Origin of the sequence: Amycolatopsis ultiminotia (assembly GCF_039536925.1) — a bacterium.
GTDB lineage: Bacteria > Actinomycetota > Actinomycetes > Mycobacteriales > Pseudonocardiaceae > Amycolatopsis > Amycolatopsis ultiminotia.
The window spans coordinates 1-26,892 of the sequence record NZ_BAAAZN010000015.1 but is presented as its reverse complement, the minus strand read 5'-3'; the positions used below and the strand labels follow the sequence as shown (position 1 = coordinate 26,892).

At 71.1% G+C, this 26,892-nt stretch carries 24 protein-coding genes; 11 read left to right on the top strand and 13 right to left on the bottom strand.

Translation table 11 applies throughout. The features are described from left to right. Positions 1-119 precede the first annotated feature (119 nt). Positions 120-1,085 carry a Ppx/GppA phosphatase family protein gene (locus tag ABD793_RS29405; protein WP_344865826.1) on the top strand — a complete coding sequence of 322 codons (966 nt, stop codon included), beginning with the start codon at positions 120-122 and terminating at the stop codon, positions 1,083-1,085. 41 nt (positions 1,086-1,126) lie between these two features. Then, entirely contained in the window at positions 1,127-1,345 is a 219-nt protein-coding gene (locus tag ABD793_RS29400; protein WP_344865824.1) for a hypothetical protein, read from the top strand. 744 nt (positions 1,346-2,089) lie between these two features. Here the strand turns inward: ABD793_RS29400 and ABD793_RS29395 are convergent. From ABD793_RS29395 to ABD793_RS29370, 6 genes are all read right to left on the bottom strand, one after another. Beyond that, the gene (locus tag ABD793_RS29395) at positions 2,090-4,468 is read right to left on the bottom strand and encodes a glycoside hydrolase family 65 protein (protein ID WP_344865822.1); all 2,379 of its coding nucleotides are present in this window, start codon (positions 4,466-4,468) and stop codon (positions 2,090-2,092) included. Beyond that, positions 4,465-5,199: an HAD family hydrolase gene (locus ABD793_RS29390; RefSeq protein WP_344865820.1), complete on the bottom strand. Its 735-nt coding sequence runs from the start codon at positions 5,197-5,199 to the stop codon at positions 4,465-4,467. Before ABD793_RS29390 ends, ABD793_RS29395 begins: the two co-directional genes overlap by 4 nt. A 9-nt stretch (positions 5,200-5,208) precedes the next feature. Further along, positions 5,209-5,577, bottom strand: coding sequence for an ArsR/SmtB family transcription factor (locus ABD793_RS29385; protein WP_344866159.1), 369 nt, complete (start codon positions 5,575-5,577; stop codon positions 5,209-5,211). A 174-nt stretch (positions 5,578-5,751) separates the two neighbouring features. Further along, complete coding sequence (locus tag ABD793_RS29380; RefSeq protein WP_344866157.1) at positions 5,752-6,909, bottom strand: ROK family transcriptional regulator; 1,158 nt, start codon at positions 6,907-6,909, stop codon at positions 5,752-5,754. A gap of 201 nt (positions 6,910-7,110) precedes the next feature. After that, complete coding sequence (locus tag ABD793_RS29375; protein ID WP_344865818.1) at positions 7,111-8,418, bottom strand: carotenoid oxygenase family protein; 1,308 nt, start codon at positions 8,416-8,418, stop codon at positions 7,111-7,113. Between the two features lie 3 nt (positions 8,419-8,421). Beyond that, positions 8,422-8,982, bottom strand: coding sequence for a hypothetical protein (locus ABD793_RS29370; protein WP_344865817.1), 561 nt, complete (start codon positions 8,980-8,982; stop codon positions 8,422-8,424). An 88-nt stretch (positions 8,983-9,070) separates the two neighbouring features. Here ABD793_RS29370 and ABD793_RS29365 point away from each other — a divergent pair, with 88 nt between their 5' ends. Next, on the top strand, positions 9,071-9,595 hold the full coding sequence (locus tag ABD793_RS29365; RefSeq protein ID WP_344865815.1) for a PadR family transcriptional regulator: 525 nt from the start codon (positions 9,071-9,073) through the stop codon (positions 9,593-9,595). A 339-nt stretch (positions 9,596-9,934) separates the two neighbouring features. Here the strand turns inward: ABD793_RS29365 and mgrA are convergent, their stop codons facing one another. Next, positions 9,935-10,963: an L-glyceraldehyde 3-phosphate reductase gene (gene mgrA / locus ABD793_RS29360; RefSeq protein ID WP_344865813.1), complete on the bottom strand. Its 1,029-nt coding sequence runs from the start codon at positions 10,961-10,963 to the stop codon at positions 9,935-9,937. 69 nt (positions 10,964-11,032) lie between these two features. Between mgrA and ABD793_RS29355 the strand changes: the two genes are divergently transcribed. Together ABD793_RS29355 and ABD793_RS29350 are read left to right on the top strand one after the other, a co-directional pair. Further along, entirely contained in the window at positions 11,033-11,914 is an 882-nt protein-coding gene (locus ABD793_RS29355; protein ID WP_344865811.1) for an AAA family ATPase, read from the top strand. Further along, positions 11,911-13,275, top strand: a complete 1,365-nt coding sequence (locus tag ABD793_RS29350) for a vWA domain-containing protein (RefSeq protein WP_344865809.1) — start codon at positions 11,911-11,913, stop codon at positions 13,273-13,275. Before ABD793_RS29355 ends, ABD793_RS29350 begins: the two co-directional genes overlap by 4 nt. Here the strand turns inward: ABD793_RS29350 and add are convergent. Next, positions 13,253-14,236, bottom strand: coding sequence for an adenosine deaminase (gene add / locus ABD793_RS29345; RefSeq protein WP_344865807.1), 984 nt, complete (start codon positions 14,234-14,236; stop codon positions 13,253-13,255). The two genes, ABD793_RS29350 and add, sit on opposite strands and share 23 nt — an antisense overlap. A gap of 131 nt (positions 14,237-14,367) precedes the next feature. Here add and ABD793_RS29340 point away from each other — a divergent pair, with 131 nt between their 5' ends. Continuing rightward, positions 14,368-14,574 (top strand): antitoxin, encoded by a 207-nt coding sequence (locus ABD793_RS29340; protein WP_344865806.1) that lies wholly within the window; start codon positions 14,368-14,370, stop codon positions 14,572-14,574. Positions 14,575-14,726: 152 nt separating this feature from the next. On the opposite strand, the gene ABD793_RS29335 is transcribed toward ABD793_RS29340, so the two are convergent. Further along, the gene (locus ABD793_RS29335) at positions 14,727-15,410 is read right to left on the bottom strand and encodes a TetR/AcrR family transcriptional regulator (protein WP_344865803.1); all 684 of its coding nucleotides are present in this window, start codon (positions 15,408-15,410) and stop codon (positions 14,727-14,729) included. A gap of 148 nt (positions 15,411-15,558) precedes the next feature. Here ABD793_RS29335 and ABD793_RS29330 point away from each other — a divergent pair, with 148 nt between their 5' ends. The 5 genes from ABD793_RS29330 (at position 15,559) to ABD793_RS29310 (ending at position 19,557) form a co-directional block, all read left to right on the top strand. Then, positions 15,559-16,800 carry a cytochrome P450 gene (locus ABD793_RS29330; RefSeq protein WP_344865801.1) on the top strand — a complete coding sequence of 414 codons (1,242 nt, stop codon included), beginning with the start codon at positions 15,559-15,561 and terminating at the stop codon, positions 16,798-16,800. After that, positions 16,797-17,018, top strand: a complete 222-nt coding sequence (locus tag ABD793_RS29325) for a ferredoxin (RefSeq protein WP_344865799.1) — start codon at positions 16,797-16,799, stop codon at positions 17,016-17,018. The genes ABD793_RS29330 and ABD793_RS29325 overlap by 4 nt, the downstream gene beginning before the upstream one ends. Positions 17,019-17,083: 65 nt before the next feature. Continuing rightward, entirely contained in the window at positions 17,084-18,589 is a 1,506-nt protein-coding gene (locus ABD793_RS29320; protein WP_344865797.1) for an FAD-dependent monooxygenase, read from the top strand. Further along, positions 18,586-19,092, top strand: coding sequence for a MarR family winged helix-turn-helix transcriptional regulator (locus tag ABD793_RS29315; RefSeq protein WP_344865795.1), 507 nt, complete (start codon positions 18,586-18,588; stop codon positions 19,090-19,092). Before ABD793_RS29320 ends, ABD793_RS29315 begins: the two co-directional genes overlap by 4 nt. Before the next feature lie 117 nt (positions 19,093-19,209). Next, positions 19,210-19,557, top strand: coding sequence for a TraR/DksA family transcriptional regulator (locus ABD793_RS29310; protein WP_344865794.1), 348 nt, complete (start codon positions 19,210-19,212; stop codon positions 19,555-19,557). A 12-nt stretch (positions 19,558-19,569) separates the two neighbouring features. Here the strand turns inward: ABD793_RS29310 and ABD793_RS29305 are convergent, their stop codons facing one another. From ABD793_RS29305 to recQ, 4 genes are all read right to left on the bottom strand, one after another. Further along, positions 19,570-21,255, bottom strand: a complete 1,686-nt coding sequence (locus tag ABD793_RS29305) for a DUF885 domain-containing protein (protein ID WP_344865792.1) — start codon at positions 21,253-21,255, stop codon at positions 19,570-19,572. Continuing rightward, complete coding sequence (locus tag ABD793_RS29300; RefSeq protein ID WP_344865790.1) at positions 21,252-23,480, bottom strand: S9 family peptidase; 2,229 nt, start codon at positions 23,478-23,480, stop codon at positions 21,252-21,254. The genes ABD793_RS29305 and ABD793_RS29300 overlap by 4 nt, the downstream gene beginning before the upstream one ends. Before the next feature lie 174 nt (positions 23,481-23,654). Further along, a complete protein-coding gene (locus tag ABD793_RS29295) occupies positions 23,655-24,077 on the bottom strand; it encodes a hypothetical protein (protein ID WP_344865788.1) in 423 nt (140 codons plus the stop codon). Positions 24,078-24,207: 130 nt separating this feature from the next. Then, positions 24,208-26,049 (bottom strand): DNA helicase RecQ, encoded by a 1,842-nt coding sequence (recQ, locus tag ABD793_RS29290; RefSeq protein ID WP_344865786.1) that lies wholly within the window; start codon positions 26,047-26,049, stop codon positions 24,208-24,210. Positions 26,050-26,892 lie beyond the last annotated feature (843 nt).

Below are 26,892 nucleotides of genomic sequence, written 5' to 3'. Positions count from 1 at the left end.
CCCGGGGAACGCCGCCACCGTCGAATAGCCGTAAATCCGCCGCGCGCGGGGTGCCGGTGGGTGTAGGAACGGTGGTCCGGGGAACCCGGGATGGTGGCGGAAGTGAGGTAGGCCGGACTGTGCGCAGGATCGCGGGGCCCGCGGTGGGAGTGCTGGACGTCGGTTCGTTCAGCGCGCGGCTTGTCGTGCTCGAACCCGGTGGGTCGCCGCTGGCACCCGCGCTGACCCACCAGACGCGGTTGCGCCTCGACCGTTCGCTCGACGAGGAGTGCCGGTTGTCCCCGGACGGGATTTCGGCGATTTCCGCGGCGGTTGCCGCCGGGCTGGAGGTGGCGCGTGCGCACGGTGTCACCGAGGTGTTCCCGCTGGCCACGTCGTCGGTCCGGGACGCGGCGAACGCGCGCGAGGTGGTCCGCCGGGTTGCCCGCGACACCGGCGTGAAGCTGCGGTTCCTGTCCGGACGGCGCGAGGCGGAGCTGACCTACGTGGCCGCGCGCCGGTGGTTCGGTGCCTCCGCCGGCCCGCTGCTGGCGCTGGACATCGGCGGTGGCACGGTCGAGCTGTCCGCGGGCGCGGGTGAGTGCGCGACATTCGCCCGTTCGCTGCCGCTCGGTGCACGCTCGGTGACGCGCGATTGGCTGCCCGCCGAGCCGCCGGTGCGCGACAAGCAGGTCCGCGCGTTGCGGAAACACGTGCTGGAGCAGGTGAGCGACGCGCTGGGCGACGTCACCGCCGAACTGACTCAGCATCGGGTGGTCGGCTGCTCGAAGGTGCTGCGGCAGCTGGCCCGCCTCGCCGGCGATCGCCCCGGCAAGACCCGTGAGCTGTACCCGGACGACCTGCGCGCGTGGATCCCGCGGCTGACCGCGATGCCCGCGTCCCGCCGGGCGAAACTGCCCGGCATCTCCCGGCGGCGAGCCCAGCAGGCCCTGGGCGGCGCCGTGGTCGCCGAGGCGCTGCTGACCGTCTCGGGCGGCCCGATGGCCATCTGCCCGTGGTCGACCAGGGACGGCCTGCTGCTCACCCTGCTCGACCGCCGCACGGACGGTGCGGCAGAAAAGCAGGGTTCCCGTCCGGCCGCGTGAACCCGCTGGTGCGGCCACGGAAAACGAGGTATGCCGGAACCATGACTGCGCGCAGTGACCTGTTCCCCCGAGACCACGACGACGAGGACGACGACGCCCCGCCGCCGCGCCACCGCACCAGAGTCCCAGGCGAGCCCCCGGCGCTCCCGACCCCGGACGACCTCCCGGGCGAAGTGGCGACCGCCCCCGGCCCGGACCTCACCCCGGCCCGCACCGAAGAGGTCGAGCCACCCCCCGGAGCCACCGACACACACCCGTAACCCAGCACCGAACAACACCAGCCGCGGCATCCCACCGCCCCCGCCGCACCTGCCCGCACGACCTGACCGCCACGGCCGCGCGACCCGGCTACCGCGACCGCGCGCCCTGACCCCCACGGCCGCGCGACCCGGCTACCGCGGCCGCACGACGCGACCCCCACGACCCGGCTATCCACCCGTCCCTTTCGCGACCCGGCAGCCGCTCCGGCCCCCCGGTTACTCACCCGACCGTCCGCGACCCGATTACCCACCAGGCGCCCTTTCGCGACCCGGCTGCCCGCTCGGCCCTCGCGAACGAGCCGCGACGTCCGGCCCGCAGCGACCGGCCCGCTACACCCGCGGCCGTGCTGCCACTACGCCACGCAGATCCGCTGCGCCGAAGCCGGGCACAGCGCCCACCGTCACGACACGAGGCAGCGGCGGATCCGGCAGCGCTGCCCGGCAACCGATCTCGGGCAGCGAACCGTGGCGATGATCCGGCAAAGACCTTCCGGGCCGGGCAGGGAACTGTAGCCGTGCGATCTGGGTGCGGGGCTAGGCCATGGCCCCAGGTCATGACTCCGGCCCTGGCCCCCTGCCCCTTGACCCCGGCCGCAACCCCCGGCCCTGGTCGTGAACCCGGGCCCAGTCTCGGCGCCCGGTGCTGGATCCCCGGCCCGGGAAGTCAAACCGGCCCGGGGCAGCACTACTCCCTGACGACCGTGCCCTGGGGCGGTCCCAGGTGGGGAGGACCCGAAGGCACGGTCAGGCATCCGCGATGAACTGTCGTACCTTCGACGCGTCTCGGCGGGCGGGGGCGCGGCCGGGGGGTTGGGTGGGGGCCGGGCCTGCGTCGGGTGGCGGGATCGGCAGGTGCCGGGGTTGGGCGGTCACCGTGAAGCGTTCGCCGTGGTGGATCAGGGGGAGGTCGGGGCCGTCGAGGACCTGGTAGGTCGCCGTGGTGTGGGCGATCGAGACCTGGAAACGGGTGCCGCGGAAGGTGAGCCGGAAGGTCAGCCTGCCCAGTTCCTCGGGCAGGCGCGGGGCGAACGCCAGCTCGCCGCCGTGGTCGCGCAGGCCGCCGAACCCGGCCACCGCGCCCTGCCAGGCACCTGCCAGCGACGCCATGTGCAGGCCGTTGCGCACGTTGTTGTGCACGTCGTGCAGGTCGGTCAGCGCCGCCTCGGCGAGGTAGTCGTACGCCAGCTGCAGGTGCCCGACCTCGGCCGCCATCACCGCCTGCGTACCGGCCGACAACGACGAATCCCGCACCGTCCGCGCTTCGTAGTAGGCGAAATCGCGGGCCTTCTCCTCCGGGCTGAACGAATCCCCGCACAGATGCAGTGCCAGCACCAGATCCGCCTGCTTGACCACCTGCTTGCGGTACAGGTCGAAGTACGGGTAGTTCAGCAGCAGCGGGTAGAACTCCTCGGCGGTGCCCGCGAAATCCCACTCGTCGTGCTGCAGGAATCCCTCCGACTGCGGATGCACACCGAGTTCCTGGTCGTACGGCAGCGCCATCGCGTCCGCCGCGGCGCGCCACGAGTCCAGTTCCGCGGTGTCCACGCCGAACTGTGCGGCGACGTCCGGATGCCGTTCGCAGGTTTCGGCCGCGGTGACCAGGTTCCGCCGGGCCATCAGATTGGTGTAGACGTTGTTGTCGGCCACCGCGGAGTACTCGTCCGGCCCGGTCACACCGTCGATGCGGAAGTGCCCGTGGTGGTCGAAGTGCCCGAGCGAGGCCCACAGCCGGGCCGTCTCCAGCAGCAGTTCGGTACCGCAGTCGCGTTCGAATGCGGTGTCCCCACTGGCGTTCACGTACCGGCGCACCGCATCCGCGATGTCCGCGCTCACATGGAACGCCGCGGTGCCCGCCGGCCAGTACGCCGAACATTCCGCGCCGTTGATGGAACGCCACGGGAACGCCGCGCCGCGCAACCCGAGCTGCTCCGCGCGTGCCTTCGCCTTGTCCATTGTGGAGTGCCGCCAGCGGAGCGCGTCACGGGCCGCGTCCGGCATGGTGTAGGTCAGCACCGGCAGCACGAACGTCTCGGTGTCCCAGAACGCGTGCCCGTCGTAGCCCGGCCCGGTGAGTCCCTTGCCCGCGACCGCGCGGGTCTCACCGCGGGCACCCGCCTGCAGCAAGTGGAACAGCGCGAACCGCACGGCCTGCTGCAGCTCCGGGTCCCCGTCGATCTCGATGTCCGAGGTGGCCCAGAAATCGTCCAGGAACTGTCGTTGCTCGGCGACGAGGCCGTCCCATCCGGTCTGCCGCCCGCCCGCCAGCGCGGCATCCACCTGCGCGCGCAGCGCGGGCACGGACCGCTGCGCGGACCAGCCGTAGGCCAGGAACTTGGTGATCCGCAGCCGCCCGCCCCTGCGCACGTCGACCGCGGCGGTGAGCCGGGCGAGGTCGCCTTCGGCCTGCACGTCGGTGCGCAGCCCGTTGTCCACCTCGATCTTGTGGTCCATCGCCGCGGCGACCCGCAGTCCGGACGTGCGGGTCTGGTGCACCAGCACGGCCCGGTGGTCCGCGGCGTGGCAGAACTCGCTCACCAGCGGGGCATCGAGTGCGGCGGCGACCCGGGGGTCACGGGTGTCGGACTCGATCGGTTCGTTGGCCAGCAGGTCGGACTGCACCACGAGCTGCAGGTCCTCGTCGAGCGGCTCCACGTCGTAGCGGATCGCGGCGACCGCGCGCTGGGTGAACGACACCAGCCGCTCGGTGCTCACCCGTACCCGCCGTCCGGTGGGGGAGGACCATTCGGTGACCCGCCGCAGGGTGCCGCTGCGGAAGTCGAGCACCCGGTCGTGCGCGGTCGCCGTGCCGTAACGCATGTCCAGCGGCTCGTCCTCGACGAGCAGCCGGATGATCTTGCCGTCGGTCACGTTGACGACCGTCTGGCCTTCTTCCGGATACCCGTAGCCGCCTTCGGCGTAGGGCAGTTCGTGCTGCTCGTAGAACCCGTTGAGGTAGGTGCCGGGCAGCCCGCGCGGCTCGCCCTCCTCGAGCGTACCGCGCAGTCCGATGTGGCCGTTGGACACCGCGAACGCCGATTCGGTGCGCTGCAACGCATCCACGTCGAGGCCGCGCCACCGCAGCTCCCACGGCGAGCACTCGTAGCCGAATTCCGTCTCGGTCACTGCTTTCCCCCCAGCAGGTCGGCGAGGTCGTCGACGACCACGTCGGCGCCGTGTGCCCGCAGTTCCTCGGCCTGATCCGCGCGGTTGACCCCCACGACATAGCCGAATCCGCCGGCTTTGCCTGCTTGCACACCGGATTGCGCGTCCTCGAACACCGCCGCCTGCTCCGGCGGCACGCCCAGTGCCTTCGCACCGGCGAGGAACGAATCCGGGGCCGGTTTGCCGCGCAGGCCGTCCCGGCGGATCACCAGACCGTCGACGCGCGCCTGTACGAACCGCGTCAGATCCGCGGCGTCGAGCACCTTCGCGCCGTTGGCCGACGAGGTGACCACTGCGATCTTCAGCCCGGCCCGCTCCGCTTCCTCCAGGTAACGGATCGAGCCGGCGTACGGGCGCACGCCGCGTTCGTCGATGATCTTCAGCACCAGTTCGTTCTTGCGGTTGCCGACGCCGTTGACGGTCGTCGCGTCCACGGCGTCGTCCGGGGTCCCCTCGGGCAGTTCGATGTTGCGCGAACGCAGGAACTCGCGCACACCGTCCGCGCGCGGGCGGCCGTCCACATAGGCCGCGTAGTCGTGGTCGGTGAACTCCTGGAAATCCTCGCCGTCCCGGTTGCGCAGGAACTCGTCGAACGTCCGTTTCCACGCCTCGCGGTGGAGCACGGCCGTCCCGGTCAGCACACCGTCCAGGTCGAACAGACAGGCGGTGATGGTCTCGGGCAGTCCGATCATGCCTGCAACCTACCGGTCCACCGGCTCCGGCGGCGGGTCCGACGCGTGCGGGCGCACTCGATGGATGAGCTCGTGCACCGTCTCGTCGGCCAGCCGGTAGCGCACGATCCGGCCGTCGCGCTGTGCGGTGACCAGGCCGTGTGCACGCAGCAGCCGCAGTGCCTGCGACACTGCGGTGTCCGTCATCCCGGTGACGGCCGCGAGGTCGGTGACGCTGATGCCCGGCGCGTAGTGGATCGACACGAGCAGCGCGAGCCGGGACGGGTCGGCCACCACGGCGAACCGCTCGGCCCATTCGTCGATCACCGCGCGGTCGCCGAGACCGGTGGCCGCGGCGGCCACCCGGTCGGGGTCGATCGGCCGGCGGCCGGGCTCGATGTGCACAGTCGCGATGATGACACCCCCGCCGCGGCGCGACCACCGCGGCGCGCAGGAACCGGGTGCCGCTCGCCGGAACCGGGCGCGCTGCTCACCCGGAACCAGGAGACCCGCTCGCCGGAAGCACGAGGCCTGCCCCGGAAGCACGAGGGCCGCTCGGGGAACCGGCGGCCCTCAGGCGGCGCCGACCCGCCGTTCGAACACCAGCCGTTCCGCCGCGCGCAGGCCGACGCTGATCGCGCCGGTCAGCACTCCGTCGTCGCCGAGTTCCCCCTGCACCACGGACGCCGCGAGCGGGGTGAACGAGTGCAGTGCCCGTTCGATCGGCTCCAGCAGCAGGTCGGCCGCGGTGCCGACACCGCCGCCGAGCACGATCAGTTCGGGGTCGAGCACGGCCGCGACCGAGGCGACCGTGTAGGCGAGCCGGTCGGCCTCCGCGGCCACCACGCGCCGGGCCAGCTCGTCCCCCTCGCGGGCGAGCCGGAACACCTCGCGGGCCGATTTCGCCGTGCCGAGGCCCAGTTCCCTGGCACCGCGGACCACCGACTGGGCCGCGGTGGCCTCCTCGAGGTGACCGCGGGCGGGTGGTTCGACGGGTTCGTCGGCGGCCCGGGTACGGCCGTAGGGCAGGTAGCCGATCTCGCCGGCCGCGCCGGTCGCACCGCGGAACACCCGGCCCTCGACCATCAGGCCCATGCCGACCCCGGTGCCGATGATGATGCAGCCGGCCACGGACGCCCCGCGCGCCGCGCCGCTTTCCCATTCGCCGACCGCGGTGAGGTTCGCGTCGTTCTCCACCACCAGATCCGGTCCGAGCACCTGCTCCAGGTCGTCGAGCAGACCGGCACGTCCCCAGCCGGGCAGGTTCGGTGCGTGCCGGAAGCAGCGTTTCTCCGGATCGGCCACGCCGGGGGAGCCGAGCACGCGCACCACGACGTCCTCTGCGGTGAGTCCCGCCTCGGCCACCAGTTCGGTGGCCAGCCTGCCGACCGAGGAGACCAGCGCGCTGCCCGAACGGGCGGTGTTGCGCACGTCGCGGCGGGCCACCGTGGTGCCGCCGAGATCCGCGACCGCGACCCGCAGGTGTTCCCGGCCGATGTCGATACCGAGCACGTGGCCCGCGGTCGGGTCCGCCTCGTAGAGCACCGCGGAACGGCCGGTGCCGGTCGAGGTGTGCCCGGTCGCCCGCGCGAGCCCGGCCGCCTCCAGCGCCAGCAGCGCCTGGCTGACCGTCGGCTTCGACAATCCGGTGTCCTTGGCCACCTGGGGCCGGGTCGCCGGCCCGCCGCGGCGCAGCAGGTCGAGCACCGCCCGCTGGTTGATCCTGCGCATCCCGGCCGGCGTGCCGACCGGCGGAGTCCCCGCCACCTGCTGCGCTTCCTTTCCCCGCCGAAATCCGTCCGGCCACGGTATCCGGCTTCACCGCCGCTTCGGCAGGAAACCTTCCTTTCACCGCTCAGGTGGTGGCCACGACGGTGTTTCCCCGACGATACGGACTCCCGCGCACGATCGGCAGGCGCCGCGCGGGAGTGCTCAGCCCTCGGGGAGCCAGTTCCCGTGGAACCCGGCGGGCACCCTGGCGGGCAGGTGCACGGTGGCGACCGGTGCCGCGGCCACGTCCTGTGCGTCGAGCACCACCAGGTCGCTGCGGTCCTCGGCGGCGTCGTAGACGTAGCTGAGCAGCCAGCCCGCGCCACCGGGGGTGCCGTCGGCAGGCACGAACGCCGCCTCTCCCGGCACCTGGCCGCGGGCGAACCGGTGCTCGGTGGTAGCGCCGGTGTGCAGGTCGTGCCTGCGCAGGGCGATTCGCCCGGCCGCATCGGCGGATCCGGTGAGGTGCCCGAAACGGGCGTCGAGCCCGGCCAGCCGGTCGTCGATCCGCGGGAACTCGCCGGAGCGCTCGTCCAGCCGGTCCTCGGTCACGGTGCCCGCGGCCGGATCGATCGTCCAGCGCCAGAGCTGTCCGTCCGGGGTCGGCCGGCCGGGGCGGAACATGTGGTCGTAGCGCACCACGTGCAGCACGATCCGGCCGTCCGGGGTGTCGTGCGCGTTGAGCGTGTGGAAGACGTAGCACGGGTCCACGCTCAGCCAGCGCACCCCGGCCGCCGGGTCGTCGCGGCGCAGCAGGCCGAGCCGGGCGCCGTAGCTGTCGCTCCAGCGGTAGGGCATGCCCTCGTCGGCCATCGTGCGGTCGAACACCACGGGCAGGTCGAAGAACACCACGTTCGCCCGGGTGAGCGCGAAATCGTGCATCATGGTCAGCCCGGGTACGTCGATCGGTTGCCGTACTACGAGTTTCCCGCTCGCGTCTGCGCGGTAGTAGCTCACGTGCGGCGCGGTGATGCTGCCGTAGCCGAAGAAGTGCAGTTCGCCGGTCTCCGGGCAGATCTTCGGGTGCGCGGTCATCGAATCGGCGAGTGCGCCGTCGAAGTCGTAGACGCCCACGGTGTCCAGTTCGCGGCTGATCTCGTACGGCAGTGACGATTCCACCAGCGCGAGCGTGCGCCCGGCGTGGTTGACGACGTGGGTGTTGGCGACGCTGGCCCGCAGGTTCCGCGAGCCGTCCTCGTGATACAGCAGGCGGTCCGGCCGGTCGAAGCTTTCCGTGCGCACCCAGCGGTTGCGGTACCAGGCGGCGCGGCCGTGTTCGAGCCGGACGCCGTGCACCATGCCGTCGCCGGTGAACCAGTGGCTGTTGTCCTGGCGGGGGTTCGGGCCGTTGCGCAGGTACCAGCCGGTCAGTTCCGGCGGCAGCGTGCCGGTGACCGGCAGGTCGTAGGCGGTCAGTTCGTCGTGCACCGGGGCGTAGTGGCCGGTGAGGTGGAAGTCGGTGGTGGTCACGGTTCACGCTGCTTTCTGGGCGCGGGCCCGGACGAGGGTGACGTAGCGGATGGTGAAGGCGACGGGGACGGCGAAGCCGAGGACCTTCAGCACGATCAGCGCGACGGTGGCGTGCGGGGCGTAACCGAGCAGGAACGAACCCGCCACGCCCGCCACGGTGAAGCTCGCCGCCCAGACCGTGGTGATGACGAGGTTGACCCGCCGGAACGCCGGGGTCTGCCAGAGCTCCCGCGGCGTGGTGGTTTTCGCGATCCCGAGGGTGAACGGACGGCGCAGCCCGATCGAACCCCACGCGGTCACCGCGAGCCACAGGTCGGAAAGCGCGCCCACGTAGTCCCGCAGCGGCGAATCCGGGACGCTGAACGAGAAGACGGTGAGTACCGCGAAGAAGATCAGCGCGGACAGCTCGATGACCAGGGAGTCCCAGCCCCGGCCCTGCCGCCGCGACGTCGCCAGCAGGCCGCCGGCGAGTACCAGCCCGACGAGTCCCGACCAGCGCCAGTCCGCCTGCGTGGACACGATCGCGAAGCCGATCCACGGAAGAAAGCTCTTGAGGTAGTTCATCGCCGGTTCCTTTGACGTTCCTATGTTGACATGTCGAAGCTAGAGGGTTCGTGTTGGACATGTCAATAGTGGAAGGTAAGATGAGGGCATGAGTTTGCGACACGCGGTGCTCGGGATGCTGGCAGACGCCCCTGGTAGCGGTTACGACCTGCTGAAACGCTTCGAGACGGCGATGGCGAACGTGTGGTCGGCCACGCAGAGCCAGCTCTACGGTGAACTCGGGAAGCTGGAAAAGGCCGGGATGATCAAGGTCGCCGAGGAAGGCCCGCGGGGTCGCAAGGAGTACGCGATCACCGACGAGGGCCGGGCGGAACTGCGCGCGTGGCTGCTCGACCCCGCTCCGCGGCCGGTCCGGCGCAGCGAGACGCTGCTGCGGGTGTACTTCCTGGGAGAGGTCAGCCCGGTGCAGGCGCGGGAGTACGTGCGCCGGCAGGGCGAGAGCGCCGAAGAGCTGAACCGGCACCTCGCCTCGATCGACGAGGAGGTCGACTGGGACGACAGCGACGCGGCACTGTTCGGCCGGCTCGTACTGGAGTGGGGCAAGCGCTACGCGGCCATGGAACAGGATTGGGCGGACTGGGCGGTCGGCGAAATCCGCGCCGCCCGCGGCTGAATCGGGCGGCTCAGCCGGTTGACCCGAGCGGCTGTGCCCGGCTGCGGTTGAGTCGAGCGGCTGGGCCCGGCAGTGGTTGAGTCGAGCGGCTGAGCCCGGCTGCGGTTGAGTCCGGCGGCTGTGCCCGGCAGTGGTTGAGTCGAGCGGCTGAGCCCGGCTGCGGTTGAGTCCGGCGGCTGTGCCCAGCAGTGGTTGAGCCGGGCGGCGATGGTTGAACCGAGCGGTTGCGGCGGCTGACTGAGTGATTGCGGTGGCCGAGCCGAGTGGCCCGGCCGCGCTCAACGGCCCCGCCGGGTCCAGCCGTCCCTGGGATCCCAGCAACCCGGTGGGCCGGGTGGTTCAGGCGTCCGTGGAGCGTTTCCAGATGTTGATGCCGGATTCCGTGGCGTGCCGGTCGATGTCGGTCAGTTCGTCGGCGGTGAAGGCCAGGTTGTCCAGTGCGGCCACGTTGTCCTCCAGTTGCCCGACGCTGCTGGCGCCGATCACCAGCGACGTCATCCGCGGGTCCCGCAGGGCCCAGGCGAGCGCGAGCTGGGCCAGGGTCTGGCCCCGGCCGCGGGCGATCTCGTGCAGTGCCCGGATCTTCGCCAGCCGGTCCTCGGTGAGCGAGTCCGGATCGAGTGATTTTCCTTGTGCGGCACGGGAATCCGCGGGTACACCGGTCAGGTACCGGTCGGTCAGCAGGCCTTGGGCGAGCGGGGAGAAGGCAATGCAGCCGGCACCCGCGTCGGCCAGCGTGTCGAGCAGCCCGTCGGATTCGGTCCAGCGGTTGAACATCGAGTACGACGGCTGGTGGATCAGCAGCGGCGTGCCGAGTTCGCGCAGCAGCCGCGCGGCTTGCGTGGTCCGTTCCGAGTTGTAGGACGAAATGCCGACGTAGAGCGCCTTGCCCGAGCGGACCGCGCGGTCCAGCGCGCCGACGGTCTCCTCCAGCGGCGTCTCCGGGTCGAACCGGTGTGAGTAGAAGATGTCGACGTAGTCCAGGCCCATCCGGCCCAGCGACTGGTCGAGGCTGGCCAGCAGGTACTTCCGCGAACCCCATTCGCCGTACGGACCGGGCCACATGTCGTAGCCGGCCTTGGTGGAGATCACCAGCTCGTCGCGGTATGCCCGGAAGTCGGTGGCGAGCAGCCTGCCGAAGTTCTCCTCGGCGGAGCCGTAGGGCGGGCCGTAGTTGTTCGCCAGGTCGAAGTGCGTGATGCCGAGGTCGAATGCCCGCCGGGTGATCTCGCGCTGGACCGTCAGCGGGCGGTCGTGCCCGAAGTTGTGCCAGAGGCCGAGCGAGAGCGCGGGCAGTTTCAGCCCGCTGCGCCCGCACCGGCGGTAGGTCATGGAGTCGTACCGGGTGTCCGCCGCAACGTAGGTCACCCGGCGATCCTATCCACCGTCCCGGCCGGACCAGTACAGTGCGGGTAAGCGTTTGCTTAGGGAGGTCGGATGGGCACCGGGTTCTTCTCGTCGGTCGAGGATGTGTCGGCGAAGCTGGCCGAGGCCGGCTACCTCGCGTCGACGGCGGTGGCGACCACCGTGTTCCTCGCCGACCGGCTGGGCAAGCCGCTGCTGGTCGAGGGGCCGGCCGGGGTCGGCAAGACCGAGCTGGCCAAGGCCGTCGCCCAGGTCAGCGGCTCGCGGCTGGTGCGGCTGCAGTGCTACGAGGGCATCGACGAGGCCCGCGCGCTTTACGAGTGGAACCACGCGAAGCAGCTGCTGCGGATCACCGCGGGCCGGGAAGAGACGTGGGAGGAGGCGCGCACCGACATCTTCGGCGAGGAGTTCCTGCTGCGCCGCCCGTTGCTGACCGCGATCTCCGGCACCGAGCCGACCGTGCTGCTGGTCGACGAGACCGACAAGGCCGACGTGGAGGTCGAGGGCCTGCTGCTGGAGGTGCTCGGCGACTTCCAGGTCACGGTGCCCGAGCTGGGCACCATCACCGCCACCCGCGAACCGTTCGTGGTGCTCACCTCCAACGCCACCCGCGAGCTGTCCGAGGCGCTGCGGCGGCGGTGCCTGTTCCTGCACATCGGGTTCCCCGACGAGGAGCTGGAACGAGCCATCGTGCGGCTGAAGGTGCCCGGTATCGAGGCGGGGCTGGCCGATTCCGTGGTCCGGGTCGTGGCCGCGCTGCGGGCGATGGACCTGCGGAAGCTGCCGTCCGTCGCGGAAACCGTCGACTGGGCGCGCACGCTGCTCGAACTGGGTGCCGGCGAGCTCGGCGAGCACGTGCTGCGGGAGAGTCTCGGCGTGCTGCTCAAGCACCAGGACGACATCGTGAAGGCCGGTGCCGGCCTGGATCTCGACCGGGTGCTGGACGCGTCGTGACCTTCACCGGGCGGCTCACGGAATTCGTGCGCGCGCTGCGGGCACAGGGCATCCCGGCGGGGCCGAGCGAGACAGTGGACGCCGCGGCCGCGCTGGAGGTGCTGGGTTTCGACGACCGCGAGCTGGTGCGGGAAGGTCTCGCCGCGGCGCTCGTGCGCCGGGGCGGGCAGCGCGCGGTGTTCGACGAGGTGTTCGACGTCTACTTCCCGGCAGGCGTCGGCGTGCCCGAGCTGGCCCGTGGCGATCCGCCGCGGGACCGGGACCAGCTGCGGGACGCGCTGGCCACCGCGTTGGCCGAGGGCGACGACCGGGCGCTCGCACAGCTGGCCGGGCTCGCCGTGGAGCTGCTCGGCCAGTACGGATCGCCGAACGGTGCCGGTGGCGGCTTCTCCGCGCACCAGACGCTGGACCGGGTGCAGCCGCAGACCTTGATCGTGCGCGTGCTCGAAGCGATGCGCGCGGGTGGTTTCGGCGACGGAGAATTCACCGACCGGCTGGCCCGCGACGAGGTACGCCGCCGGGTCGAGGACTTCCGGGGGCAGGTGCGGACCGAGGCCCGCCGCCGGGCCGCCGAGGTGCGGGGCAGGGAACGGATCGCGCGGCACGCCATCGCGCCCGCCGCCGACCGGGTGGACTTCCTGGTGGCCAGCCGGGCCCAGCTCGCCGAGCTGCGCCGCACGATCCAGCCGTTGTCCCGCAAGCTCGCCACCCGGCTGGCGGCCCGCCGCAAGCGCACCACGCGCGGGCAGGTCGACCTGCGGCGCACGCTGCGCCGTTCGCTGTCCACCGGCGGGGTCCCGCTGCGCCCGGCCTACCGGCACCGGCGGCCCGGACGGCCGGAAATCGTGCTGCTGTGCGATCTTTCCGGTTCGGTGGCGGGGTTCGCGAACTTCACCATGCTGCTCGTGCAGGCACTGCGGGACCAGTTCGGCAAGGTCCGGGTGTTCGCCTTCGTGGACAGCACGGATGAGGTCACCCACCTCATCGACACCGGTGCCGCCGACCCGGAACAGCTCGGCGCGCGGATGCTGAGCGAGGCGGCGGTGATCCGCTGGGACGGTCACAGCGACTACGGCGGTGCGCTGCGCCAGTTCACCGAAGGCTGGCTCGACGCCGTCGGACCGCGGACGTCGGTACTCATCCTCGGCGACGCGCGGACCAACGGGGGAGACCCCAACCTCGACGCGATCCGCGCGATCCGCGATCGCGCGCGGCACGTCCACTGGCTCAACCCGGAGCAGAAATCGTTGTGGGCCACCGGTGATTCCGCGGCGACGGCCTACGCCGAACTCGTGCCGATGCACGAATGCCGTACCGCGCACCAGCTCGGCGCGCTCGTCACCCGCCTGCTTCCGGTCTGAGCCATTCGCGGATTTCCCCGTGCAGCGCGGTTTTCACCGCCTCGGGGGCGAACGAGGCGGTGACCGCGTCGGCGGCCATCCGGGCCAGCGCGGTGTCGTCGAACCCGAAGACCTCCCTGGCGCGGCGGAATTCGCCGGTGAGGGTGCTGCCGGTGACGTCGGGGACGTCGGTGTTGAGCGTGACGGTCAGCCCGGCCTCGACGAGCCGGGGGAGCGGGTGCTCCGGCAGCGTGGGCACGAGCCCGAGCGTGACGTTCGACGACGGGCACACCTCCAGTGCGACACCCCGCTCGGCGACCTCGGCGGTCAGCTCCGGATCGTCGAGGATGCGGATCCCGTGGCCCAGCCGCTCCGCGTGGCCGATGCCGAGCGCCTCGCGGATGCTGTCCGGTCCGGCTTCCTCGCCTGCGTGGTGGACCAGGTGCAGACCGAGTTCTCGGGCGTGGGCAAGGACCTCGGCGAACGGGCTGAGCGGATGCCGTTCCTCGCCGGCCAGCCCGATCCCGGCGACCTCCGGATGCGCGGCGGCGAGTTCGAGCGTCCGCCTGGCCCGCGCCACCGGCCGGCGCCGGGAGTGATCGAGCAGCAGCCGCCACACCAGCCCGTGTTCGGCCCCGCCCTCGGCCAGTCCTTTGCAGACAGCTGCGAGCGGCATGTCCGGTTCGCCCAGCCGTTCCCCGTGCGACGCGGCGGTGAAGGTGACCTCCGCGTAGCGGGTTCCCTGCGCCGCTTCGTCGGCACAGAATTCCCGCGCGATCCTCGTGAAGTCCTCGGGCCGGCGAAGGCACGCGCGGGTGCGGCTGTTGTGGTCGGCGAACGAGCGGAACCCGTCGAACTCCGGCTGGGTGGCCGGCAGCGGTACCCCGTTGGCTTCGGCGAGCTCTCGCCGGGTGCCGGGCCGGATCGTGCTTTCGAGGTGGACGTGCAGATGGGCCTTGGGCAGGGCGGTCAGGTCGCGCACGGCCTCGATCATGCCGCCGCGCGACGGCCTTGTCGCATGAATTCCGGCTGTCCGGTATATCGGGTTTCCGGGAACTCTGCGCCGGTCACCCGCGTTGCAGGAGGGGAAGCCGCGATTGCAGGAGGACCGCCATGGCGATGATGAAGCGACTGACCGTGCTGGCCAGCGCCGCGAGCGCGGTCGGCTCGTATGTGCGCCGCAACCCCGAGAAGGTCAACCAGGCGGTGGGCAAGGCCGCCCGCTTCGCCGACGAGAAGACGAAGGGCCGTTACCACAGCCAGATCGACGGTGCGGTCCGCAAGGTCTCGGACGCGACCCACCGCCGCCCGGGGCACTGACCCGGGTCGTCTCGTGACGCGGACGACCCGCCGGTGCACTGCGGACCGGCGGCGGCCGGTCCGGTGCCCGGCACCGTTCGGAGAGGTTTGTCGACCGCGAAAGGCAGTTCGCCGCGGCGCCGCTGTTTCGCGGGCGCTGCGGCGAAACCACGTCAGGCCCGGTCTGCGACGCCGATGATGCGGAGCGCGGCGACCGCCAGTGCGCCGACCAGCTGATCCGTCTCCGCCCGCCGGTGCGGGCGGGAGAAATGCATGAACAGGTTGCGCTCGACCATCCAGCACACGATCTCGGCCGCCGCCCGCGAACCGCCGAGCGCGGCCACCGCCGCGGCGTGGTCCGGCTCCGCGTCGATGCGCCGGGCGATGGCGTCGGCGAACCGGCCCATGGTGGACCGCCAGCGGTCGGTGGTTTCGTCGGCATGGGCCGAGCGCTCCGTCGCCGCCAGGAAGACCACGCGGTGCTGCCGCCAGCCCTCCGCCGCGGCGGTGACGATCGCGCGCAGATACGACGGGAGGTCGGACGTCGCCTCCAGGGTGCGGTCGCGCTCGAACATCTGCTGCGAGGCGCGTTCGATCAGCTGGTCGACGATCTCCCACTTGCCCTGGAAGTAGAAGTACAGGCTGGACCGGGACACGCCCGCGGCCTCCGCGACGCGCTCGATGGTCAGCTCACCCGGCGCGTGTGTCTCGAGCAGCCGCTCGGCCGTTTCGAGGAGCTGCTCGCGGCGTCGATCGCCTTTGCGGGCCGAATCGTCGAACCGGCGCGTCCGTCCGGTGCGGGAACCGGTTCCGTCGCCACTGCCGCCGGCCTCCGGGGTGCGGGCTCGCGAGGTCATGGTTCGACGCTACCCGTGCCGTCCGGCGGCCGGCCCCGGACACACTCGACGAACCCTCGACAATTGTCGACGGTGTGTTGACTTTGCCTGATCGCCTGGTCAGACTGCTCGTTACGCACGTCACAGTCGACGGGATCCGGGAGGCGCCATGGCGACCAGCGGCACGCGAACCACGGAAGAGGTCTTCGCGGACCTGTTCGGCGGCGTGGTCCAGGATCCGTTCCCGCTCTACGACGAGCTGCGCGAGACCGGCGACGGCGTGCACTACTCGTCGCTGCTGCAAAGCCACTTCGTGACCCGGTACGCGGACGTGCGGCGGATCGCCACCGACTTCCGCACCTTCTCCAGTGACCTGTTCGACGTCACTCCCGCGGGCATGCACGACGCCGGTGACGCCGAGCACCGGCGGTTCGCGGAGATCGCGGGCAGGCTGTTCATGTTCGCGGATCCGCCGGTGCACACGCGGATCCGCTCGACGTTCCGTGCGGCGTTCACCCCCGAGGCGGTCGAACGCTGGCGCCCTGCCGTGCTGGACGCGACCACCGCGCTGCTCGACGAGTTCGAGCCGGGCACCGAAGTGGACCTGATGCCACGGCTGGCCGCCGACGTGCCGGTGGCCGTGATCGCCTCGATCCTCGGCGTCCCGCGCGAGGCCTGGGGCCACTTCCGCACCTGGTCCTTCGCCTACGCCTCGACCTTCGACCCGATGGTGCAGGGTGCGCGGCGCGACGAGGCGATCCGCACCAGCCTGGCGCTCTTCGACTTCCTCGCCGACCTGGCCGCGCAGCGCCGGGCGCGGCCTGCCGGCGACCTGATCTCCACCATCGTGCACACCAGGACCGACGACGGCGACGTGCTCGGCGAGGTGGAGCTGATCGCGCAGCTCGCGCTGCTGCTGGTGGCAGGCAACGAGACCACCACCAATCTGATCGGCAACGGCAGCACTCTGCTGCTGGACAATCCGGGCGCACGCGCCGAGATCACCGCCGACCCGGCACTGCTGCCGGACGCCATCGAAGAGATGCTGCGGATCGACCCGCCATTGCATCTGACCATCCGGCTGCTGACGAAGGACGCCACGGTCGGCGGGCAGCGCCTGCCGGCCGGATCGCTGGTCTCGCCGTGCATCGCGGCCGCCAATCGTGATCCGCGCGTGTTCCCCGACGCCGGGCGGTTCGACCTGCACCGCGGCGAAAACGGCAAGCATCTGGCTTTCCTGCACGGCATCCACTTCTGCGTCGGCGCGGCGCTGGCACGGCTGGAGGGGCAGGTGGTGTTCGAGGAAATGCTGCGGCGCCACCCCGGATTCCACGCGGGCACCGAACCCGCCGTGCGCCGCACGCTCAATTCCGTCTCCCGGGGGTGGGAGAAGCGGCCGGTGGTGCTGTGAGCGACGTGCGGATCACCGTGCATCCGCAGTGGTGCATGGCAAACGGCGCGTGCCGAGCCGCGGCACCCGACGTCTTCGGCACCGACGAGGCCGGCTGGGTGCGGCTGGTGGAACCCCGGCCGCCGGCCGGTCGGCTGGACGCGGTCCGGGCGGCCGCCGACTCCTGTCCGGTCGCGGCGATCGAGGTCGACGACCTGGCCAGTGATCTGGCCGAGTGATGCTGCCGCGGTGGCACCCGGGCGGCCCCTTGCCCTGATCGTCAACGTTCGTTATCTTCACGTTAATGGATGTCATTGTTGCCGGCGGCGGACCGGTCGGGCTGACCGCTGCTGCCTTGCTGGACGCGGCAGGCGTCCGCGTCGAGGTGCACGAGCGCCGGGGCGGGCCCGGTCGCGAAACGCGAGGCACCACTGTCCATCCGCGGACCCTTGAAGTGCTCACGATGCTCGGCAGCGGTGACGGCCGGCGGGTCGCCGACGTCCTGCTCGCCCGGGGGAGCCAGGTTCCCGACACGCATTTCGCGACGCTGCCGGACCATCTCGACTACCGGGACCTCGACACGCCGTTCCCGTTCGTGCTGCGGATCCCGCAGTGGCAGACCGAACTCGTGCTCACCGAAGCGCTGCGTGCCCGCGGGGTGCCGGTGCACTACGACAGTGCGGTCACCGGGCTCGAGCAGACCGGTGATGCAGTGCGGGTCCGGGCCGGCGGGGTCTGGCGTTCCGCCGGGTACCTGATCGGCGCGGACGGGGCACACAGTGCGGTGCGGCGGGCGGCGGGCATCGATTTCCCCGGTACCGCACCGGATCACCTCGGGTTCGTGGCCGACGTACAGCTCGCCGAACCGATCGAGGACTACTCCCACCACTGGAACCAGGACGCCGGGCACGCCAGTTTCCTGGTGCTGCCGGGCGACACGATCCGCGTCTTCGGGGTCCGGGCCGCCGACGTCGGGCTCCCGGCCGAGGAGGTGCGCCGCCGGCAGGCCGAGCCGTTCACCTTCGCGGAGCTGACCGAATCGCTGGTCGCCATCTGCGGCACGGACTTCGGCGTGCACAGCCCGGCCTGGCTTGCCCGTACCAGCAACTCCGGCCGCCGGGCCGCGGCCTACCGGACCGGCCGCGTCCTGCTCGCCGGCGACGCCGCGCACGTCCACCTGCCGGCCGGTGGCCAGGGGCTCAACGTGGGCGTCCAGGACGCGGTCAACCTCGCCTGGAAGCTGGCCGCCGAGGTGCACGGCCGGGCGCCGGAACGGCTGATCACCGGCGACGCCGGTTACCAGGCGGAACGACGTCCGGTCGCCGACCAGCTGGTCGCCAGCACCCGGGCGCAGGACGCGCTGATGCACACCTTCAACCCGGGTGGCGCCGCACTGCGCGACCTGTTCAGCGGTTTCATCGCCGAGGGCGGCGAGTTCGCCAGGGAGATGGCGCTCCGGCTGTCCGGGCTGGCGGTGGCCTATCCGGGCCCGGACGGTGCCCATCCGCTCACCGGCACCCGGGTCCCGGACCTGTCCCTGACCCGGCGCACCGTGCACCGCGAGCTGCGCCCGGACCGGTTCCTGCTGCTCGATTTCACCGCAGAGGGATCCTTGTCGGGACTCGGCTCCGAGTACGTCGACGTGCGCACCGCAGCGGTTCCGCGGCGCGAAGCGTGGCGCGACGTGCGAGCCGTGCTCGTCCGGCCGGATGGTTACGTCGCGCACGCCGCGCCGTCCGCCGCCGGGCTCGCCGAGGCGATCGCCGCGTGGACCGAACCGGACCACCGCGCCGTACCCTCCGGGGGATGACGATGGCGCAGCGCGATTACGTGGACCGGATGCTCGAGGTCATCGCCGACCGGGACGAACCGGAGGTCCGGGTGGCCAAGGCGCTGGCCTACCGGGTGCGCAGGCTGGCCCACCGGCTGGAGACCGAGATCAGGCGCGAGCTCGCCCCGCACGGGATCGAGCTGTGGGAACTGGAACTGCTGGCCTGCCTGGTCCGCGCGGAGCCGCAGCACCGGCTCAGCGCGGGCGCGCTGATGGCCCAGCTGCAGCTCACCTCGGGCGCGGTGACCAACCGGGTGCGCAGGCTCGAAGGCAACGGCTGGGTGACCCGGGACTTCGACCCGGACGACCGCCGCTCGGTACTGGTCGCCCTGACCCCGGCGGGCAGACAGCGCGCGATGGAGGTGTTCGGCGTGAAGAGCCGCGCGGAACATGCGCTGCTGTCGTCGCTCGGCCCGTCCGCGCAGCACCGGCTCAACGACGACCTGCGCACCGTGCTGGTCTCACTCGAAGGCCCGGCCTGACCGGCCCGCGCCACCATCCCGGACCCGGCGGTAGGGTCGCGGGGGTACCTGCCCGTCTCAACGGTTCGCCGGTGTCCGGTGTCGATGTCGAGGCGGCGGTCCGGGAGAGGCGACGGCATGGATGAGCACGCCGCGATGGAGCTGGTCGAGAGGGCACGGTCGGAGACCGCGCACCTGGCCGCGGCGCTGGCACGGCAGCGGGACGAGATCGTGGCGTCGTCGGAGTTCACCAGCGGCGACGACGAACACGATCCGGAAGGTGCCACCATCGCCTTCGAACGGGAGCAGGTCCAGGCATTGCTGAGGCAAGCCCAGGACGACCTCGCTGCGCTCGGACAAGCGGCCGAGCGGGTCCGCGCCGGCGTCTACGAGATCTGCGAACGCTGCGGCGGCCCGATCGCCGAGGGCAGGCTCACGGCCCTGCCGGCAACGCGGACCTGCATCGCCTGCGCGAACCGAAGGTGACCCGGTGCGCTGCTACCTGCCGGTGATCCATCGGTCCACGTTGTCTTCCACCGCGGTGAACGGGAGCGCGCCGGCACCGAGGATCTGTTCGTGGAAGTCGCGTACGTCGAAGGCGGCGCCAAAGGCGGTTTCCGCTCGCCGGCGCAGCTGCCACAGCTTGCGCCAGCCGAGCCGGTAACCGAGCGCCTGTCCCGGCAGGTCGGTCGCGTAGCGCAGGGTTTCGGTGCCGATCTGCTGCGGGGATTCCATCGTCTTGACCGCCAGGTATTCCGCGGCCTTGTCCAGTGACCAGCCGTACAGGTTGAGACCGGTGTCGACGACCAGCCGCTGCGCGACGAAGCGCTGATGCAGATACGCGCCGTAGCGATCCCACGGATCGGTGTACACGCCCATTTCGAAACCGAGCGACGCCGCGTATTCGCCCCAGCCTTCGGTGTAGGCACCGAGGGCCAGCGGCGCCAGTTGCCCGCGGATCGGGTGCAGGCCGGTGTCTTCGGCCTGCCTGGCGAGGTGGAAATGGTGTCCTGGAACGAGTTCGTGCAGGATCAGTGCTGCGGCACTGATCTGTGAACGGGTGTCCAGACCGGATCCGTTGTACCGGTAGCGGCCGATCGGGCGCTGTGGGGTGGGTGGTTCGTAGTATCCGAAGGACATGCCCGCTTGAAGCGCCGGATCGAGCTGTTCGACGCCGTACCGCGCTTGGGGCAGCACGCGGAACAACCGGCCGACGACCGGCGCCACCGCGCTCAGATGCCTGCGGTAGGTGTCTTCGACCACCTCCGGTGCCGGTGCGTGGAAGCGCTTGTCCGCTTCGAGTACGTGCTGGTATTCGCGCTCGCCGCCGTCGAATCCCACCTCCGCGCGCACCTCGGCCAGTTGCTCGTCCAGGAGTGCCACCTGTTCGAGCCCGAGTTCGTGCACTTCCTCGGGCGTGATGGCGAAGGTCGCATACCGTTCGACCAGCTTCCGGTACGCCTGCTCCCCGCCGGGGTACTGCGACAGGCCGACCCCGTCCACGGCGGTGTTCTTCGCCGGCCCGGTCAAGTACTCCAGCAGTGCGTCGAAAGCGGGAACGACCTCGCCGGTGAAGATTTTCTCGACGCCGTCGGTCAACCGGCCGCTGTCGGCCGGGCCGAGCTGCCGGGTATCGCCCGGCCGGAGCCACTCCCCGGCACCGGCGCAATGCCCGCGCACTGTGGCGACGAAACCGTCGAGGGCGGCCTTCGGCACACCCCAGCCCCGCTCAGCCTGGCCGGCCAGCCTTTCCCGTGCGCACCGCGCCCACGCGGCGATATCGGCCGCCAGCGAAAGGCAGCGGTCGACATCGGAGGGCTCGGTCAGCGAAACGGATCGAAGTACTTGGCTGCCGTACAGCGCGAGCTCGTGGGATTGGTAGGGCGCGACCGGGAAATGCCACCACCAGCTGTCCTCGGCTTCGCTCCATTCGGTACCGAGATGGTTCAGCAGGGCCAAGGTGTTCCGGTCGTCCGCGGACAAACCGGCCGGGTCGACCTCGCGCAACCGCGTCCGGATGGAGCGGCCCACCGTTGCTTCGCGCCGCGCCTGCTCGAGCGATCCGTGCGGCAGCTGTTCGACCCGATGGTCCCCGCGCAGCGCGAAGAACGGCTGCGTCGCCAGCACGTGGGCCCATGCGTCGTCCGCGATCTGCGTGAGTGCGGACGTGGCCGGGCCGGTCATCGGTTCCCCTCCTGCAGGTGCGCGCGGAAGAAGGCGGCGACCTTGCGCCAGAAGTAGCTGTCGTGCACCGCGTCGTAGCCGTGCGGCTGTTCGGGCAGGAGAACGAACTCGTGGTCCTTCCCCGCCCGGATCAGCGTTTCGGACATCTTGATGCTGTCGGTCCAGGTGGCGTGGTCGATCGTTCCGCAGGCGAGCAGGAATTCCGCCGACAGCTGCGCCGCGAGCGGATAGGGCGTGGCGTTGCGGTACGCATCGTGATCGGTCTGCGGAAAGCCGAGATAGCATTCGTAGAGCACCGACGAATAGGGGTCGAATCCCGGCGCGGACGACACCGCCGCGGCGTAGACGTCCGGGCGTTCGGCGGCCAGGCGGAATGCGGAGTACCCGCCCCAGCTGTGCCCGACGACGCCGACTTTCGCTTCCGAGAGATAGCCGTGCCGCTGCTTCAGCTGCTCGACGACCGCGGCGTGATCCGGCACCAGGCCGGCAGCCCAGTCCTGGGTCACCACGTCGTGGAATGCCTTCGAGCGTTCCGGTGTGCCCCGCCCGTCGACGACGAAGGTGACGTAACCGAGCTGCGCCAGTGCGTGGACGGCTTTGGCGAAGTGGCTGTTGAACGCGTGCGGTGCCACCGCGATCTGCGGACCGCCGTATACGTATTCGATGAGCGGGTATTGCTTTGTCGGGTCGAAATCCGCCGGGAAGAACTGCACGCCCCACAGCTCGGTTTCCCCGTCGGCGGCGGTGGCCGTGAACTGCTGTGGTGGCGTCCATTCCAGGTTCGAGGTATCGGCGGTGGACAGTTCGCAGATCAGGGCACCGTCCGCTCGCCGCAACACGCTGCGCGGCGCCTCGGCGGGCGTGGAGAAGGTGTCGATGAATGTTTCGCCGTTCGGCGAGAATATCGCTGCGTGCACACCCGGCTGCTCCGAGAGCCGCTCGACCGAGCCGCCTGCGAGCGGTGCTCGTGCCAGATGCACGTCGTAGGGCCGGGTCTGGTCCTGATGCGCGGTGAAGTAGACGTACTCGTCGTCGACGCGGTGCACGTAGTCGACCGGCCATTCCCCGTCGGTCAGCCAGCGGATCAGGGTGCCTTCGAGGTCGTAGAGGTACAGGTGTTTCCAGCCGGAGCGCTCGGACAGCCACAGCAGCCGGGTTCCGTCCGGGGTGCGGAAAAGGCCGATCTTCTTGCCGTAGTAGACGTCGTGGTGGATCCGCAGGAAGGTTTCGCCCTCCTCGCTGAACAGCGGCCGGGTCTGTCCGGTCCTCGCGTCGGCGAGCAGCACCTCGGCCCGGCGGCAGTCCCGGCGCAGCACGAAGACCACCAAGTGCGCGCCGTCGGGCAGCCAGGCCCCGTGCACCGGGTAGGTGTCGGTCGTGTCGCCGAGGTCGAGCTCCACCGGTGCCCCGCCGTAGACGTCGAGCACGTGCAGCGTGGTGCGTTCGAGTCGGCCGCCTGCCTGCGCGAAGTAGCGGTGGACCACCTCGTCCCCGCGTTTGAGGTGGTGGACCTGAGGAGCTTGGTACACGCCTTCGTTGTCGACGCGGTAGACGGCGATCCGCGAGCCGTCCGGCGACCAGTTGCACACCGGGAACGCCATGCCCAGCGCGGTCAGCTGCGGGTCCACCAGGTCGAAGCGGTACTCGTGTTCGGGCGTGCCGTCCGTGGTCAGCCGGGCCGTCCGGTTGTCGGCGACCGAGCGCAGCACGATGTTTCCGTCTACTGTGGACACGAACGCAGTACCTTGCGGGGAACCGAGTTCCCGCGCCTTGATCGGGTCGGTCAGCGGCGCGGTGCGCAGGAACTCCTTCGGTGTCCGGCGAACGCTGTCGGCGAGTTCCATGTGGAGGTCGATCGGCCGTTCCGTGGGCAGTTCGGCCACTTCGCCGCTGTCGAGATCGACCGTCACAGTGGCCGAGCCGACCATCGCGGACAGCTGCCGGGGACCGGCGAAGCCGATGTGCTCGAACGGCAGCCCCGTCCCGGCTGGGGTCTGCCCGGTCGCCGCACGGACCGCTTTCCGCAGCGCGGCCACATCGGCGACGAGCGGCTCGGTGCGCCCGGATTCCAGGTCGACCAGACGTCCGGTGCGCTCCTCGGCCGTGCCTTCCAGGAACGCCAGCCACTTGCCGTCCGGGGACCAGGCGGGCAGGATCGCGCCACCGGTGACGAAGGCGTCCAAACCCTCGATGAACCGATCGAACCCGGCGTGGCCAGTAGTCATCAGGCTGTTCTCCTCAGTAGCGGAAACGGGGCGAACCGGCCCGGCGGCGACGCGCTGCGAGGCGGCCGGCGTGCGTCCGATCGTGCACCACATTCCCGGCCGCCACCGCCGACAATTGTTGTCCCTTGCCCGCCACCTGCTCGACGATCGTCGCCAGTGCCTCGCCGGCGCCGGTCAGACCGGGAAAGTGGTTTCGAGCGTCGCCACCTTCCTGGCGACGGCGAACAGTTCGCCCACTGCCGCCATGAACGATTCGATGTCCCCGTCGGTGCGCAGCCCGTCCTCGACCGGCTCCTCGCCCCGCCGGCTGCGCGCCGCTGCGGTCACCACCTCGCGCCAATCACCGCGAAGCAGCACGTCCGCGTCCGGAGCGGGGGTGAGCGCGAAGGTCGGACCGTCGGTGGCAAACCGCAGCTGCCAGTGGACGGTCGCGCCGTCCGCCGGACCGTCGGTGAGCTCGTAGGCGAGCACGTACTCGCGCGGCAATTCCCTTGCCGCGGCCGACACTTCCGCGGAACCGGCCAGCAACCCGTTCATCGCGTCGATGTGCTCCTGCGACATGAACTCCACCGCAACCTCCGCGTTTCTCCGGGTCACCGGTGATTCTCACCGCCGCACCCGGCACCGCACATCCGACGATTGCCGACTCTCCGGGGACGAGGAAGCGACAACTGTCGTACTTGCGGTCGGAACGCACCACCGGTCACTCGGTCACTCGGCCGCTTGGTCACTCGGCTGCGAGGGTGGCGAGCACCCCCTCGCCGTACTTGGCCAGTTTGTTCTCGCCCACTCCGTTCACGGTGCCCAGCTCCGACAGCGAAGCCGGGCGCTGCGTGGCGATCTGGCGCAGGGTGGCGTCGTGGAAGATCACGTATGCGGGGACGCCCTGTTCCTTCGCCGTGGCCGCGCGCCAGGAACGCAGCCGTTCGAACACCGGGGCTGCCTCGGGTGCGAGTTCGGCGGCCGGCGCGCCCCGGCGGGACGCCTTGGCGGCGCGGGGCGCGCGTTCGGGTTCGCGGCGCAGCATCACCTGCTGGGAACCGTTCAGCACCCCGGTGGACCCTTCGGTCAGCACCAGCGAGCCGTAATCGCCTTCGACCGCCAGCAGGTTGCGCGCCAGCAGCTGGCGTACCACCGCCCGCCAGTCGGGTTCGCGCAGTTCGGTGCCGATGCCGAACACGGTGAGCGTGTCGTGCCGGAACTGGGTGACCTTGGGGGTGGTCTTGCCGAGCAGGATGTCGATGATCTGGCCCGCGCCGAACTGCTGCCGCCGCTCGTTGCGGAGACGGACCACAGTGGACAGCAGTTTCTGCGCGGGGACGGTGCCGTCCCAGCTTTCCGGCGGGGCGAGGCAGGTGTCGCAGTTGCCGCACGGTTCGCCGGACTGGCCGAAGTAGGCCAGGATCCGCACCCGCCGGCAGGTGACGGTCTCGCACAGCGCGAGCATCGCGTTGAGGTGCCCGGCCTGCTGGCGCCGGTGCGCCTCGTCGCCCTCGGAGTTGTCGATCATCTTGCGCTGCTGCACCACGTCCTGCAGCCCGTAGGCGAGCCAGGCGGTGGACGGCAGCCCGTCGCGGCCCGCGCGGCCGGTCTCCTGGTAGTAGCCCTCCACGGACTTGGGCAGGTCGAGGTGCGCCACAAACCGGACGTCCGGTTTGTCGATGCCCATGCCGAACGCGATGGTGGCCACCACCACGAGCCCGTCCTCGCGCAGGAACCGCGCCTGGTTCCGCGCGCGGGTCGCCTTGTCCAGCCCGGCGTGGTAGGGCAGTGCGGTGATTCCGTTCTGCACCAGGAATTCCGCGGTCTTCTCCACCGATGCGCGGGACAGGCAGTACACGATGCCCGCGTCCCCGTGGTGTTCGGTGCGCAGCAGTTCCAGCAGCTGCTTCTGCGGTGAGTTCTTCGGCACGATCCGGTACTGGATGTTCGGCCGGTCGAAGCTCGCGACGAAGTGCCGGGCGCCGTCGAGGCCGAGGCGGGCGGAGATCTCCCGGTGGGTGGCTTCGGTCGCGGTGGCGGTGAGCGCGATCCGCGGTACGTCGGGCCAGCGTTCGTGCAGTGCGGACAGCATCAGGTAATCGGGCCGGAAGTCGTGGCCCCATTGGGAAACGCAGTGCGCCTCGTCGATCGCGAACAGCGCCACCTCGCCCCGGTCGAGCAGCCGCACGGTGGACTCGACGGACAACCGCTCCGGTGCGAGGTAGAGCAGGTCCAGCTCACCCGCGACGAACGCCTCCTCCACCTCTTGGCGCTGCGCGAAATCCTGGGTGGAGTTGAGGAACCCGGCGCGCACGCCGAGGTTGCGCAGCGCGTCGACCTGGTCCTGCATCAGCGCGATGAGCGGGGAGATCACCACGCCGACCCCGGGCCGCACGAGCGCCGGAATCTGGTAGCACAACGATTTCCCGCCACCGGTCGGCATCAGCACGAGCGCGTCGCCGCCCGCCACCACGTGCTCGACGATCTCTTCCTGGTCGCCGCGGAATGCGTCGTACCCGAAGACACGGTGCAGCGTCTCGCGAGCGGGGGAACGGACGGCCTGCGCGGCCTGATCGGGGTGCGCCACCCGGCCGATTCTAGGCCGGGGGACCGACCGGACGGGCCCGCCCCACCGGATCCGGCGCGAGAGTCCCGGTCACTCCCGGACATCGCCGGCAACTCCGGCACCGGCCCACGGCAATGATCGCCGAGCGTGACCGCTCCGGCCTGCAACGCAGCGCCCGTCGCGCCCCCGGCCGGACCGAGCGGACCGTTCGCGCCCCGGGCCGGTTCCGGAGGTCGGAGACCCCGGACAGCGGTGGGACCTCGGGACGGGGTGGCCCTCTGGACGTCGGGGCGTCGGGGCGGCGGGGGCCCAGAACGACCGGACACCCGGGACGACTGGCGGCGAACGGCGAACACGGCGTCCGGGGCCGGCGGCCGAGTCGCCGGTGGACAGCGGTGGCAGGTTTGGGCTGGTGGTTGGTGGTGTACCGGCGGTCTGTGCCGGTGTGCCGGTGTGCCGGTGTGCCGGTGTGCCGGTGTGCCGGTGTGCCGGTGTGCCGGTGTGACTGGTGTGACTGGTGGCTGAGCTGCGCCCGGTGGCCGGGGTCGGCGCCGGGTGGTGTCGATGGTGGCTCGGCGCTGGGTCGTTCGTCAGCGGGTTTGCCGGTCGTATCGGGTCCGGGCTGGGAGCACTGGGAGCCAGGAGCGAGTACTACGAGATCTGCGACCCGCGCCCCACGCCACCGCCCACACGACCCGTGACCCGCGCCCGGTGACCCGCGACCGGCGACCGGCGACCCGCGCCACCGCCCACGCGCCCCGCGACCGGCGACCGGCGACCGGCGACCGGCGACCCGCGCCCCGCGCCACCGCCCACACGACCCGTGACCCGCGCCCGGTGACCCGCGACCGGCGACCGGCGACC

What these genes read in the sequence shown, in the direction of transcription:
- ABD793_RS29400 (WP_344865824.1), top strand. Translation starts at nt 1,127, where the DNA reads ATGACTGCGCGCAGTGACCTGTTCCCCCGAGACCACGACGACGAGGAC.
- ABD793_RS29390 (WP_344865820.1), bottom strand. Translation starts at nt 5,199, where the DNA reads ATGATCGGACTGCCCGAGACCATCACCGCCTGTCTGTTCGACCTGGAC.
- ABD793_RS29380 (WP_344866157.1), bottom strand. Translation starts at nt 6,909, where the DNA reads ATGCGCAGGATCAACCAGCGGGCGGTGCTCGACCTGCTGCGCCGCGGC.
- ABD793_RS29370 (WP_344865817.1), bottom strand. Translation starts at nt 8,982, where the DNA reads ATGAACTACCTCAAGAGCTTTCTTCCGTGGATCGGCTTCGCGATCGTG.
- ABD793_RS29365 (WP_344865815.1), top strand. Translation starts at nt 9,071, where the DNA reads ATGAGTTTGCGACACGCGGTGCTCGGGATGCTGGCAGACGCCCCTGGT.
- ABD793_RS29355 (WP_344865811.1), top strand. Translation starts at nt 11,033, where the DNA reads ATGGGCACCGGGTTCTTCTCGTCGGTCGAGGATGTGTCGGCGAAGCTG.
- ABD793_RS29340 (WP_344865806.1), top strand. Translation starts at nt 14,368, where the DNA reads ATGGCGATGATGAAGCGACTGACCGTGCTGGCCAGCGCCGCGAGCGCG.
- ABD793_RS29335 (WP_344865803.1), bottom strand. Translation starts at nt 15,410, where the DNA reads ATGACCTCGCGAGCCCGCACCCCGGAGGCCGGCGGCAGTGGCGACGGA.
- ABD793_RS29330 (WP_344865801.1), top strand. Translation starts at nt 15,559, where the DNA reads ATGGCGACCAGCGGCACGCGAACCACGGAAGAGGTCTTCGCGGACCTG.
- ABD793_RS29320 (WP_344865797.1), top strand. Translation starts at nt 17,084, where the DNA reads ATGGATGTCATTGTTGCCGGCGGCGGACCGGTCGGGCTGACCGCTGCT.
- ABD793_RS29315 (WP_344865795.1), top strand. Translation starts at nt 18,586, where the DNA reads ATGACGATGGCGCAGCGCGATTACGTGGACCGGATGCTCGAGGTCATC.
- ABD793_RS29310 (WP_344865794.1), top strand. Translation starts at nt 19,210, where the DNA reads ATGGATGAGCACGCCGCGATGGAGCTGGTCGAGAGGGCACGGTCGGAG.
- ABD793_RS29305 (WP_344865792.1), bottom strand. Translation starts at nt 21,255, where the DNA reads ATGACCGGCCCGGCCACGTCCGCACTCACGCAGATCGCGGACGACGCA.
- ABD793_RS29300 (WP_344865790.1), bottom strand. Translation starts at nt 23,480, where the DNA reads ATGACTACTGGCCACGCCGGGTTCGATCGGTTCATCGAGGGTTTGGAC.